Source organism: Mycobacterium sp. ABE4_509, assembly GCF_056160785.1.
In genome coordinates this window covers 1-12,572 of the sequence record NZ_JBSWXU010000013.1, presented here as the reverse complement: position 1 = coordinate 12,572, position 12,572 = coordinate 1, and the positions used below count along the sequence as shown (strand labels likewise).

Annotated in this window: 13 protein-coding genes; 6 read left to right on the top strand and 7 right to left on the bottom strand. The window is 68.9% G+C overall.

The genetic code is table 11. The annotated features are described in order from the left end of the window. Positions 1-32 precede the first annotated feature (32 nt). Positions 33-230 (bottom strand): hypothetical protein, encoded by a 198-nt coding sequence (locus ACXAID_RS04860; protein ID WP_475021054.1) that lies wholly within the window; start codon positions 228-230, stop codon positions 33-35. Between the two features lie 214 nt (positions 231-444). Here ACXAID_RS04860 and ACXAID_RS04855 point away from each other — a divergent pair, with 214 nt between their 5' ends. After that, the gene (locus ACXAID_RS04855; protein ID WP_475021053.1) at positions 445-864 is read left to right on the top strand and encodes a ChaB family protein; all 420 of its coding nucleotides are present in this window, start codon (positions 445-447) and stop codon (positions 862-864) included. 16 nt (positions 865-880) lie between these two features. Here the strand turns inward: ACXAID_RS04855 and ACXAID_RS04850 are convergent, their stop codons facing one another. The 4 genes from ACXAID_RS04850 to ACXAID_RS04835 form a co-directional block, all read right to left on the bottom strand. Continuing rightward, complete coding sequence (locus tag ACXAID_RS04850; RefSeq protein ID WP_475021052.1) at positions 881-2,524, bottom strand: alkaline phosphatase D family protein; 1,644 nt, start codon at positions 2,522-2,524, stop codon at positions 881-883. 53 nt (positions 2,525-2,577) lie between these two features. After that, entirely contained in the window at positions 2,578-4,230 is a 1,653-nt protein-coding gene (locus ACXAID_RS04845) for an acyl-CoA synthetase (RefSeq protein ID WP_475021051.1), read from the bottom strand. 193 nt (positions 4,231-4,423) lie between these two features. Then, positions 4,424-4,888, bottom strand: a complete 465-nt coding sequence (locus ACXAID_RS04840) for a pyridoxamine 5'-phosphate oxidase family protein (protein WP_475021050.1) — start codon at positions 4,886-4,888, stop codon at positions 4,424-4,426. Beyond that, positions 4,878-5,252 carry a hypothetical protein gene (locus ACXAID_RS04835; protein ID WP_475021049.1) on the bottom strand — a complete coding sequence of 125 codons (375 nt, stop codon included), beginning with the start codon at positions 5,250-5,252 and terminating at the stop codon, positions 4,878-4,880. The genes ACXAID_RS04840 and ACXAID_RS04835 overlap by 11 nt, the downstream gene beginning before the upstream one ends. Before the next feature lie 157 nt (positions 5,253-5,409). On the opposite strand from ACXAID_RS04835, the gene trxA reads away from it, so the two are divergent. Both trxA and ACXAID_RS04825 read left to right on the top strand, forming a co-directional pair. Next, complete coding sequence (gene trxA, locus ACXAID_RS04830; RefSeq protein WP_475021048.1) at positions 5,410-5,832, top strand: thioredoxin; 423 nt, start codon at positions 5,410-5,412, stop codon at positions 5,830-5,832. Positions 5,833-5,898: 66 nt separating this feature from the next. Beyond that, a complete protein-coding gene (locus tag ACXAID_RS04825; RefSeq protein WP_475021047.1) occupies positions 5,899-7,146 on the top strand; it encodes an alpha/beta hydrolase family protein in 1,248 nt (415 codons plus the stop codon). A gap of 24 nt (positions 7,147-7,170) precedes the next feature. Here ACXAID_RS04825 and fadD12 read toward each other — a convergent pair whose 3' ends face one another. Continuing rightward, entirely contained in the window at positions 7,171-8,817 is a 1,647-nt protein-coding gene (gene fadD12, locus ACXAID_RS04820) for an acyl-CoA ligase FadD12 (RefSeq protein ID WP_475021046.1), read from the bottom strand. Between the two features lie 5 nt (positions 8,818-8,822). Further along, positions 8,823-9,638 (bottom strand): lysophospholipid acyltransferase family protein, encoded by an 816-nt coding sequence (locus ACXAID_RS04815; protein WP_475021045.1) that lies wholly within the window; start codon positions 9,636-9,638, stop codon positions 8,823-8,825. Between the two features lie 295 nt (positions 9,639-9,933). Here ACXAID_RS04815 and ACXAID_RS04810 point away from each other — a divergent pair, with 295 nt between their 5' ends. The 3 genes from ACXAID_RS04810 to ACXAID_RS04800 are packed head-to-tail and all read left to right on the top strand — an operon-like array spanning position 9,934 to position 12,304. Further along, positions 9,934-11,358 carry a wax ester/triacylglycerol synthase family O-acyltransferase gene (locus tag ACXAID_RS04810; protein ID WP_475021044.1) on the top strand — a complete coding sequence of 475 codons (1,425 nt, stop codon included), beginning with the start codon at positions 9,934-9,936 and terminating at the stop codon, positions 11,356-11,358. A 30-nt stretch (positions 11,359-11,388) separates the two neighbouring features. Beyond that, entirely contained in the window at positions 11,389-11,871 is a 483-nt protein-coding gene (locus ACXAID_RS04805; RefSeq protein ID WP_475021043.1) for a MarR family winged helix-turn-helix transcriptional regulator, read from the top strand. A 16-nt stretch (positions 11,872-11,887) separates the two neighbouring features. Then, positions 11,888-12,304, top strand: a complete 417-nt coding sequence (locus tag ACXAID_RS04800) for a DUF5313 domain-containing protein (RefSeq protein WP_475021042.1) — start codon at positions 11,888-11,890, stop codon at positions 12,302-12,304. Positions 12,305-12,572 lie beyond the last annotated feature (268 nt).

The following is a 12,572-nucleotide window of genomic DNA, read 5'->3' as shown; positions in this document are numbered from 1 at the left end:
AGTGGCCGGCAGCTCGACCGCAGCAGGGTCGCCTACAACCGGTCCATCTCGCGCGCGAACGCCGCCAGCTCGATGAAGGTGTAGTGCCGCGGACGGATGTGCGGGTGTGGTTCGTGGGCGTTCTCGTCGAAGACCCAGTGCAGCGCCTCGGCGGCGCTGTGGACGGGGTGGTGACTCACTTCCCAGATGTGGCCGTGCGCATCAGCGGCGGCCGGGTGTGTTGTGTTCATCGTCGATCTCGGTTCCGTGCCGCACCGTTGTCGGTACCACTCCATTGTCGCGCTGCCCGGCGGCCGAGACCAGACCGGCGGCGCGTTTAGCTGCCACGAAAGTGCGGGTAGTCGACGGAAAGAGGGTCCGGAGACCCCGGCAGGGACGGCGTCGTTTCTGCGCGGTGTCCGGCCACGACAGTCGTAGCACCATCGACCCGGGAGGGCAGAAACCATGCCGATGACCAAGAAGAGCGGAAAACCCAAGAAGAGCGAGCTGCCGAGCACGCTGCGCAAGTCGGGCAAGAAGGCTCAGAAGACGTTCGCCAAGGCGCACGACGCGGCTGCCGAGGAGTACGGCGACGGTGAGCGGGCCCATCGGGTCGCCTACAGCACGCTCAAGCGCAAGTTCGAGAAGGTGGGCGACCACTGGGAGAAGAAGGAGAAGAAGGGCCCGTCGGACGAGCGCGCCCGCAGCGGCGGCCCCAACGCCAAGGGCGCCACCGCCGGCGGCGTCGACGCCAATGCGACCAAGAAGCACCTCGCCGACCTCGCCCGCAGGCTCGACATCCCGGGCCGCTCGAAGATGAACAAGGGCGAGCTGGTGAGTGCGATCCAGAAGGCCAACCGCCGCAAGACCGCGAACGCACGATAGCCGCCGTTCGCCCGGTTCAGCGCAGCTTGTGCTCGACCACGGTGCGTAGCCGCGGTGGTCGCAGGGCGCCGGAGACCTCCTCGAGGCGAACGCCCACTTCCCCGCCGGCCACCTCGAGGGTGCCGATCTGATTGCGGAAGTGCAGCCCGGTGGCCTCGCGCCAGCGCAGCCTCGGCCGCGGCACCCGGGCCGCCCTGGCCAGTGCCCGCCCCAGCGCCGAGGCCGCGCGGGTGTGCCCCAGGACCTGGAACAGCCGTTCACCGATCTTGAGGTCCTTGCGCAACCCGGAGCAGACCACCTGCCAGACTTTCGTCGGCGCGGGGTCGACCTCGTCGGGCAGTGACACCTCGGTCACCCAGCAGTGGTGTACGTCGCCGCCGAGCAGCACTATCGACTCCGGTGCCGGTCCCAGCCGCCCGGCCGCGCTGTCGATCACGAGATCTTCGACGTCGCGGAAGCTGCGCTGGAAGACCGCCCAGTGATCGAGGTGCGCTTTCATCCGGACCTGCTCGCCGAGTCCGGACAGCCGCCGCCCCCAGGCCCCGTCGGCGACGGCTTCGGACCACCCCTCGATGTCGTGGACGCCGTAGGGCATCAGGAACGGCAACGACGAGGCGATGATCAGGTTGCGGTACCGGCCGTCGACACGGGAGCTGACCCAGTCCCATTCGTCGTCGGTGGTGATCCGTCGCCGCCCCGCCTGCAGTTGGCGCCCGGTGCGCGAGTCGACGACCACCAGGCGCGTCGACCCGAAGTCCCGGCAGTAGCTGAACCGGGAGCGCCCGTCGTCGCTCTCGGCGTCCCTGGCCATCCGGCGCAGCGCGGCCGTGCCGTCCCTGGTGCGGGAGACCTCCTGGAACGTCTCGTTGCCGGCCAGCTCGTCGGGGGTGAGGTTGCCCAGGTGCTGGAACACCCAGTACGCCATCAGGCCGCCGATGATGCGGGTTTCGTACCAGGAGGTCTGCCGTTTCTCGGCCAGCCAGGCCGCCGAGATGTTCCACCGGTCGTTGATCTCGTGGTCGTCGAAGATCATCGACGTCGGCAGGGTGGACAGGATCCAGCGCACCATGGGCTCGGTCCACGCGTCCCAGTAGCCGATGCAGTACTCCTCGAAGTCCTCCAGCGCTTCGACGGGTCCGTCGGCGTGCACCTCGCGGTCGGCGACCAGGTCCTTGATGTCGTCGGGCACCTCGTCGGCGTAGAGCTGGTCGCCGAGCATCAGCAGCGCGTCCGGCCACAGCGCCGAGGGCTGATCGAGCATTCGTGCGCCGAAGGCCCGCAGCGCGTCGACACCTCTGCCCTTGGGATGCCACAACCCGCGCAGCGTGTAGGGCATCCGTTGCGGGGCCGAGGTCCGGCAGGAGCCGAAGGCCAGACGCAGCGACCCCTCCGGCCCGATGAGCCGGATCCGCGGCTGGGGATAGGGATAGTCGGGCGGCGGCCAGGCCATCTCGCCGTCGAGGTGGACCTGGTAGGGATACTGCTGATGCGGGTCCAGCCCCTCGATGCACACGATGGCGAAGTGGTGGCCCTCGACCTCGAAGGTCTGGGCCCTACGCCCGAGGATCTCCACATCGCAGGCCCGGTCCGTCTCCACCCACACGGTGGCGTCGGTCTGACCGACGTGGCGCAGCAGCGGGCCGACACGAATTTCTGGCACCCGTCGCGGCTTCCCGCACGCGCGGATGTCGAAACACCGGCCCCGCGCCGGGCTCAGCCCTCGACGTCCATCTCGACCAGTACCCGGCGCAACAGTTTCCCGGTGGCGTTGCGCGGCAGCTCCTCGACGAACACCACGTCGCGCGGCACTTTGTGGCGGGCCAGGTTGTCCTTGACGTACTGTTTGATCTCCGCAGCGTCCTGTCCGGCCCCCGGCTCGGATACGACGAAGGCGCGCAACCGTTTTCCGAACTCGACGTCGTCGACACCCACCACCGCCACCTCGGAGATGTCGTCGCGTTCCTCGAGCAGGTTCTCCACTTCCTGCGGGAAGACGTTCTCACCACCCGAGACGATCATGTCGTCGTCGCGGCCGTCGACGAACAGCAGACCGTCCTCGTCGAAGTGGCCCATGTCGCCGCTGGACATGTAGCCGTCGATGATCTGCTTGCTGCGGCCGTCGGTGTACCCCTGGAAGGGCGCTCCGTTGCGGACGAAGATCCGGCCGCGGCGATTGGTCCCCTTGACCCGCTGATCGTTCTCGTCGTAGAGCACGACCTCGCAGGTCACCGGGGCGCGGCCGGCCGAGCCCGGCGCGCGGCGCAGCTCGGCGGGGTTGGCGACCGAGGCGATGGCGCATTCGGTGGAGCCGTACATGTTGTAGAGGACGTCGCCGAAGGTGTCCTGCACCCTGGCGGACAGTTCGGGGCTCAACGCCGACCCGGCGACCACGATCACCTTCAGCGAGGAGGTGTCGTACTTGCCGAGGATCTCCGGTCCGAGCTCGACCATCCGGTGCAGCATCGTCGGAACCGCGACCAGCATCTCGGCCTTGTGGTCGGCGATCAGCTTCAGGGTGGCTTCGGGCTTGAATCGCCGCGCGGTCACCACCTTGTTCCCCAGCGCGGCGCCCACGGTGTAGGTGGCCCAGCCGGTGCTGTGGAAGATCGGCGAGACGATCACCATCGTTCCCTTGCGGGGGAACGGAATCCGGTCGACGATCTGCGCTGTCGACAACGGCGACACCGTGTCGCGCGGTGCGCCTTTCGGCAGTCCGGTGGTGCCGCTGGTCAGGATGACCGAGCCGCCCGGCTTGCTCGGCGGCGGCATCGGCTCGGTGGAGTTCGCCGCGATGATCTCGTCGAGGGTCTGCGCACCGTCGGGCAGTTCGGCACCGTCGTCCACCCAGGTCAGGATGCGGGGCAGCTCGGAGGGCAGCGCGTCGAGCAGACCGACGAACTCGCTGTCGTGCAGCACCACGGTGACCTTCTCGCGCTCGCAGACCTGGGCGAACTGCGGTTTGGCGAACCCGGTGTTCATCAGCACCAGCCGGGCGCCGAGCTTGCCGCACGCGGCCATCGCGATCAGCAGCCCGCGGTGGTCCCGGCACAGCAGGCCGACGACGGAGCCCTCGATGACACCGAGGCCGCGCAGACCGTGGGCCAGCGCCCAGGACTGGTCGTCGACCTGCTTGTAGGTCAGCGTGCCCCGCTCGTCGACGACCGCGGGCAGGTCGGGAAACCGGCGGCCCCCCTGAATGGCCATCGTCGCCTGCGGTCCGTAGACGCGGACGAGCTTGGCGCCCTGGACGGTGCCGCTCAGATCTTTGAGGTCCAGAACGCCGGTCTCGACGAGCCGCTTCACCGCGCGCCCCGACTCACCGAGGTGTTTCAGCTGCTGTTGGATGAGTGTCAGTGAACTCGCCATGGCGCCCTCTCCCGCGTTGGATCCACTGACCACGCTAGCAGTCACCGCCGGCCGCCGACCTTGATCCGGCAGCGGAGTCGAACGTCAAGCCCCTGGGCAGTTTTCGCGTCCGCCCGGATCTCGGCACGCCCCGCGCGATGGGTACTTCTATCTGATGGGCGATGAATGTTCCTGGTTTGAAGGACCTTTCGGATCATTCGGGAGAGTTGACGAATTCCGCCGCCGTGGGGTGCACCTCGATCACACATCGCCGGCCCTTGTCCCCGGCGGCCAGGTAGTGCCGCATGACCGGCAGCAGCCGGGCGTGCCGGACCATGTCGACGAGCCCGGGCAGGGTGAGGATGTACTTGCGGGTATCCCGTCTGGCGTACCACCGGAACAGGTCCGGCTCCGTTCGCACCCTCGCGTCGCCCTGCACGCGCAGCAGGCGATGCCCGGACCCGGCGCCGTCGACACTGAACAGGATGCTCACCCGGGGGTTGGCCGCCACGTTGCGCGCGGCCAGGGTGCGGTCGGTCGTGCCCAGGTAGATCCTGCCGGACCGGTAGACGAAGTAGAGCGGGTTGACGTGCGGGCGCCCGGTGCGCGACAGCGTGGCGATCCGCGCCACCATGGCACGCCCGATGACGCTCACCACGGCGGGGTCGTCAGTCTTCATCGTCGACGTACCTCATTCGCCCGTAATCCCAGGCGACCGTTCGGGTGGGCTCGATCGCGAACCAGCGCAACCCCTGCGGCCGGTCCCGCGACTCTGCGGCCGGGCCCGCGTGGCCCCGCAGGTACACGGCTCGCAGCTCGAAGAACTGGGAGCCCTCGTCGACGAGCAGCACCACCTCCGCGCCCGTCTCGGGCGCGGCGGCTTGCGCCGGCAACCCGACCAGGTAGTCACCCTCGGCGACGACGACGCTGACCGGCTCGAGCCGGGGTTCACCGTCGCCGGCGAAGGCCAGACACGCCCTGGGCACCCGGGTCAGAAGGTCCCACGCCTCGGCGGTGTCGACGTTTCGGGTCACTCGCTTCATTGGGCCGTCCTCGGCTCGGCACGCCGGCTCGAGGGCCCGCGCTGGTCACCGACAATCTTCCCGCACCGGGGCCCGGGCCGGAAGCGCCGGCGACGACATCCGGGCCGGGCTCGCCGATCGAGGCCCACGACGCTGCCGGACCGCCGATAATCAGCTCATGCCGACCAGCACCGTCGCCTGCCCGCACTGCGGCCAGCGCAACCGCGTGCCCTCCGGAGGCCGGGGCAGGCCGCGCTGCGGCCGGTGCCAGAACTGGCTGCCCTGGATCGTCGCGGCCTCGGACGCGGACTTCGCCGATGTGGCCGAGGGGGCCTCGGTTCCGGTGCTGGTCGATCTGTGGGCGACATGGTGCGGGCCGTGTCGGACCCTCAGCCCGGTGCTGGAGCAGCTGGCCGCGGAGCGGGCGGGTTCGCTGAAACTGGTGAAAGTCGATGTGGACAGCGCCCCGCAACTGTCGCAACGGTTCCAGGTGCAGGCGGTTCCCACGTTGCTGTTGCTCGAAGGGGGCCGCCTGCTGGCGCGCCAGTCCGGGGCTGCGCCGCTGGCCTCGCTGCGGAGCTGGCTCGACGGCGCCCGCTGAACCGGGTCCTCGTCGAGGGACGAAAGACCCTGTTGCGGCGCCGAGAGCCGTTCCTAGGCTGCGTCCATGACAGCTCCGCAACGGGGCGACGCTGGTCGGCAGACGCCGCCCGGGACCGGTTCGGGCATCCCGGGCGTGGGATCTCTGGTGCATGTCGTGGGCCCGTTCGCCCGGGCGGGAAGGTTCTACGCCCAGACCTGGACGCGTTACCTCGGCGGCGAATCGATCGATCACCTGCCCGTGGTGCGCCCGTCACCGGTGCTGGCCGCCCACGCGCTGCTGGACGAAGTCGTCGTCACGGTGTTCCGGGCGTTCCGCGGTTTCCCTGAACTGGAGGTGTTCCAGCGCGTCGAACGCGAGGTCGCCACCGCGGTGGAGTTCTACGACCGCCACGGCTGGCTCGACGAGCCCGAAGCCTTCCTGGCCCCGCCGCCACCGCTTTCGGAGGTCAGCATCAAGAGGGTCGGCCAGGGGAACCGGGCCCATGAACGCCTGTCCTTCGACAGCGGGTATTGCCCGTTTCCGGGTGAGCCGGGCGCCGAGCGGTGGCAGAGCTACACCTCGAATCAGCGCGAATACGCGCTGATACTGCGCCACGACACGCCGCGCCCCTGGGTGGTGTGCCTGCACGGCAGTGAAATGGGCCGCGCCGAAATCGATCTGAGGCTTTTCCGGGCCTGGCACCTGCACGAGAATCTCGGCCTGAACGTCGCACTGCCGGTACTGCCCATGCACGGCCCGCGCAAGCGAGGGTTGCCCAAGGGGGCCGCGTTCCCCAGCGAGAACCTGCTCGACAACGTGCACTCCACGGCCCAGGCGGTGTGGGATGTGCGACGTCTGCTGTCCTGGATCCGATCCGAGGATCCGGGCTCGCTGATCGGGCTCAACAGCATGTCGCTGGGCGCCTACATCACCTCGCTGGTCGCCAGCCTCGACGACGGCATCACCTGCGCGATCCTCGGTGTGCCGGTCATCGATCTGGTGAAGGTGTTCGAATACCACGCGGGTTTCTCCGACGACGACCCCCGCCAGCAGATGCTGGTCAGCGCCGAGCCGCTCGGCCGGATGCTGTCTCCGCTCTCGATGCAGCCCCGCGTCCCGATGCAGGGCCGGTTCGTGTACGCCGGCATCGCAGACCACATCGTGCATCCGCGCTCGCATGCGGTCCGCATCTGGGACCACTGGGGCAGACCCGAGATCGTCTGGTACCACGGCGGACACGCAGCCTTCTTCCGGTCCAAGGCGGTGCAGCAGTTCGTCGACGAGGCGCTGGTGCAGTCGGGCCTGGTCGAACTGGCGGACCTGGAGAACTGACCCCGCGGTGGTGCGGGCCGGCCGTCACACGCCGACAAGCCGGGCCTGCAGGTCTGCGCGTGCGATCTTGCCCACCGCGTTGCGGGGCAGCTCGTCGAGCACGATCACCTCGCGCGGCACCTTGTAGTTGGCGAGCTGTTCGCGCACATGCGCTTTGAGCGCGTCCGCGCTGGCCGAAGCCCCGGGTTCGAGCACCACGAAGGCGGCCAGCCGTTGACCGAACCGCTCATCGTCGACGCCGAGGACCGCGCACTCCGCGACGGCGGGGTGACTGGTCAGTGCCGTCTCCACTTCCAGCGGGTAGACGTTCTCGCCGCCGGACACGATCATCTCGTCGTCTCGGCCCACGACGAACAACCGGCCGGTCGGGTCGAGGTAGCCGATGTCGCCGGTGGCCATGAAACCGTCCTCGATGTCCTTGGTCTGCCCCGAGGTGTACTCCTCGAACTCCGTTGTGGTGCGGGCGAAGATCGCACCGACCTGACCGTACGGCAATGGGTTCCGGTCCTGGTCGAGGATGCGGATCTCGGTGCCCGGCATCGGCGTTCCGGCGGTGTCGGGAGCAGCGCGCAGGTCCTGTGGGCCGGCCAGGGCGATTACGCCGACCTCGGTGGCGTTGTAGTTGTTGTAGACGACGTCGCCGAACTGGTCCATGAACGCGGTGACGACGTCGGGACGCATCCGCGAGCCGGCGGCGGTGACGAAGCGCAGCGATCGCCCGCTGAACCGGTGTCGCACCTCGTCGGGCAGGTCCATGATCCGGTCCAGCATCACCGGGACCACACTCAATCCGGTGGCCTGGTAGCGGTCGACGAGTTCCATCGTGGCCGCCGCGTCGAAGGTGCGTCGAAGCACCAGGGTGCACGACAACATGGTGCCCATGATGAGTTGGCCGAAGCCCCAGGCGTGGAAGAGCGGGGCGGCGACGACGGTGGTCTCCTCGGCGCGCCACGGCAGCCTGCCCAGGATCGCCGGCCCTTCCATTCCCCCGCCACCGGCCGCGCGTCTCGCGCCTTTGGGAGTACCGGTGGTGCCTGACGTCAAAAGGACCACTCGGCTGTGACGGCCCGCGCGGTGTGGCCGCTGCCCGGCGTGGCATGCGATGAGCGTCTCGACGGTGCGTGCACGCTCGCCCGGATAGTCGGCCCAGGCCACGATGCGCACCAGATCGCGTTGTGCTTGGGCAGCGAAATCGACTGCGGTGCTGAACTCTTCGTCGTAGATGAGCACATCGGGACGCTCCCGGGCCACGACGTCGGCGAGCGCGGGCCCGGCGAACGACGTGTTCAGCAGCAGTATGTCGGCTCCGGTCCGCTCGGCGCCGGCCAGCGCGTCGACGAAGCCGCGGTGGTTGCGGCACATGATGCCGACCGTCTTCGGCCCACCGGCGCGAAGGTGCTGCAGCGCTGCCGCCACGGCGTTGGCCCGAATGTCCAGTTCGCGGTAGCTCAGCACACCGAGTTCGTCGATCAGCGCGGGGCGATCGGGGCAGCGGCGGGCCGACACCGCGATGCCGACGGTGTCCGAGAATCCAGCCCGCGCAACGGCCGCGGCCATGCGCACGTACTTGTCCGGCCGCAGGCCCACGACCAGCCGTGCGTTCACCAGCGCGCGCACGGCGCCACCGATGTCGGTGGCCCGGCGAGCAATGGAGCGCGGTATCACGGCCATGGCGATCACCCCAGTATCGGGAAACGTCGCCGGGCGGCCAGCTCGTCCAGCGCCGCCTGCATCGTTGTGCGGACATGCTCGTCGACCGCCGCGACGTCTGGGTCGACCCCGAACTCGGCGGCGAGGTCGATCGGCTCCAGTACCTGGGTGACGATCTTGGACGGCAGCGGGAGGTTGACTGCTCCCACGCTCAGCCCGAACGGCACCCCGACCGACACCGCCACCTCTTCGGCACGGGTCAGGCGCTTGAGCCCCACACGGCGGGCCAGCCATTGCCCACGGGTCAGGAACAGCTGCGTCTCCTGGCCGCCGATCGACACCATGGGCACGATCGGCACCCCGGCCTCGAGCGCGGTGGTGACGTATCCCGTTCGGCCGTTGAAATCGATGACGTTCTGCTGCGCGGTGGGGCGCAGCGCGTCGTAGTCACCGCCCGGGAAGACGATGACCACCGCACCCGACCGCAACGCCCGCACGGCGTTGTCACGGTTGGCGCGCAGCATGCCCATCCGGGTGAACAGCGGCACCACCGGCCCCTGCAGCAGCAGGTCGTGCATCAGCGTGTACACCGGGCGCTCGAAGCCGAACTCCTCGAAGAACCCCAGCCAGAAGACCGGGACATCCTGGGCGAGGAGGCCACCGGAGTGGTTCGACACGATGAGCACCCCGCCCGGCGGAACCCTTTTCACATCACGCACTTCGGTACGGAAGTAGCCGCGGTACAGCGGTCCGGCCATCGTCAGCATCCACTTCAGCAGATCGGGGCGCCATTGACCGGTGAAGTCCCCTGGGCGAAGGGCGGTCCGGTCTTCGTCGGTCACAGCGAAACCTCTGTGGAAGGCACTTCGTGCAGGCGAATGGCTGTGCAGTCCCCGATCCAGAGCGCTGCGCCGCCAGCGTAATGTGGCCCGCGTCACATGTGTTGGAGTTTCGCAGCGGAAGTGACTTTGGTCCTTTCGCGGACCCCGACGTGCCGCCGCCGATCCGAAAGTCAGTGACCCACTTCGGGTCAACTCCCGTCACGCGCCACCCGGAATCGCTACGCTGATGTGACGCAGATCACCCTGAATGTTCCGCGGGCGGGGACGTCGACGGCCCATGCGGAGGAGGACGACCATGAGATCGACGCGGCCAGCCGATGACGGCATCAGGCTTTCCGGAAGTGACACCACCTTCATCCTCGACGAGCCGATCGAGCCACAACACACGCTGAAGATCGCGGTGTTCGACGAGGCGTCGAGCCGTGGTTTCCAGTTCGAGCGGATGGCGCGGACCCTGGCCGATGCCGCGGCACTGCTGCCCCAGATGCGGTGGCGGGTGCGCGAGGTCCCCTTCGGCCTGGGCCGGCCCGTGTGGATCACCGATCCGCAGTTCGACGTGCGCAACCACCTGCGCCACACGGTGTTGCCCAGGCCCGGCACGAAAGCTCAGCTGTGCGCGCTGATCAGCCGGGCCGCGGGCGAAGCGATCCCGCCGGGCCGGCCCCCTTGGGAAGTGCTGTTCGTCGAGGGCTACCAGGGCACCAAGGTCGTCGCGGTGCTGAAGATGAACCACGCTCTGGCCGACGGGGCGCGGTTGGTCGAGTTGCTGGGCCTGCTGTCACAGCCGGCGCCGGACGGCACCCCCGCCGCACCGGCGATTCCGCGTCCGCCCGAGCAGCTGAGCGATGCCGACGCGCTGCGCGGAGCGAGCCGCGCGCTGTGGGACGAGTTGCTCCACGAGGTGCCGCGCCGGCTCGGCGCCATCCGCCGGGCGCACGCGCAGCGGGACCGCGCCAGACAGCCTCATCCGCCATCGATGCTGCACGACCAACCCGTGCTGCCCTGGCGCGGCGCGGTGACACCTGGCCGATCGTTCTGCTGGACGTCGGTTCCCCTCGACGACGTCAAGAAGATGGCCAAGGCGACGTCGGGGACGGTGAACGCCGTCGTCTTCGCGGTCGTGGCCGGCGCGATCCGCGAGTACCTGGCCGAGAACGGGAAACCCTTCGACCGGCCGATCGTCGCCAACGCGGCCGCCAAGGTCACCCGCGAGGGCGACACCCGGCTGTGGGGAACCACCGCCACCAACCGGACATTCACGCTCCCGACCGATGTGGCCGACCCGCTCGCCCGGCTGCGCGCGGCGACCGTGCAGACCAGGGCGGTGAAGGCAAGCGTGGATGCCCGCCCGGTGCAGCGCGAGGAGTGGTTCGACCTGGCTCCGCCGGCCCTGTTGCGGCCGATGCTGCGGGTCGCCCGCCTGATGGGCCCGCGGCTGAACGGGGCCGTGATCGTGTCCAACGTGAAGGGGCCGAAGCAGAAGCGGTACTTCGGCGGGATGGGGGTCGAGAATTTCATCTCCTGCGGCCATATCAAGTACGCAGCCGGCATCAACATCACCGTGTGGAGCTACGCCGACACCCTGAACTTCGCGGTGTTCGGCTGCGCGCGGACGTTGCCCGACGCCGGTTCCTTCACCGATCGGATCGAGTCGGCGTTCGAAGAGCTTCGGCAGGCGACGGGCGTCGATGCGGCGCTATGGCCCTCACCACATTGCTAGCTACCTAACTATTAGGGCACTATCTAATGTATGTCCGCGCCGACGAGTGCCGATCCGCTGTCTTTGGACCAGCAGGTCTGTTTCGCGCTTGCCGTGACCAACCGGGCGGTGCTGGCCGTCTACCGGCCACTGCTGGAGCCGCTGGGCCTGACCCATCCGCAGTACCTGGTCATGCTGGCGATGTGGGACCACCACAAATCCCAGGGCGGTCGGGAACCACTGACGGTCAAACGGATCGCATCGACACTGCAGATGGATTCGGCGACCCTGTCGCCGATGCTCAAACGCCTCGAGACACTCGGGCTGATCACCCGCACCCGCAATGCCGCCGACGAACGCGCCACCGACGTCCAGCTCACCGAGGCCGGGGCCACCCTGCGTGAACGCGCCACCGCGATCCCCGCGGCCGTGGTGGCGCGGTTGCGTGTCGATCTCGCAGAATTGGAGCGCCTGCGCGACGCGCTGACCCGAATCAATGCCGCCGCCCTGGCCGCCGGCGCCCTGCAAGCCTGAACACCGAAGGAGTCCCATGACCGCCTCCACCCCGAACCTGTGGCAACGCCTGGGCTACATCTACGGCCGCCGGCTGCCGAAGTCGATGCAGCGCTGGGTCGCCGAGGACCTCGCCGGACAGGGCGCGGTGCGCAGGCACATGATCCGGTATGCGATCCCACCGCTGTTCGTGCTCGCGCCGTTCTGGCTCATCCCGGTGAACCTGTACATGCATCTGGAGATGACGGTGCCCATCTACGTGTGGGCGCTGCTGATGGCACTCGCGCTGAACAAGCCGTGGCGGCGGCACCGCCTGGCCCAGCACGGCCTGGACCCCAACCTGGTCGACGTGATCAAGCGCAAGCAGCAGGCCCGGATGCACGAGGACTACGAACGCCGATTCGGCCCCCGCCCCGAAGAGGCCAAGTGGCAGTCCAACAGCAGCCCGTTCTAGCGGGCCGCTGACGGACCTGCGCAGGTTTCGGGAGGAACATCCCGACGGGGCCGCCCCGCCTCCACAGAATCACCGGCCACTCAGGCAACAATGGCCTCATGGGCCGACCCTCCGATACGCAGCCGACCGCCGACGACGAGCGCCCCGACCCGGCTGCCGATGCGCCACCGCAGTCCGCTGCGGACACACCCGCGGCGGACGCACCCACGGCGGACACGCCCACCGCGCCGGCGGCCGACGCTCCCCCGTCCCCGGCGGCGGAGGTGCC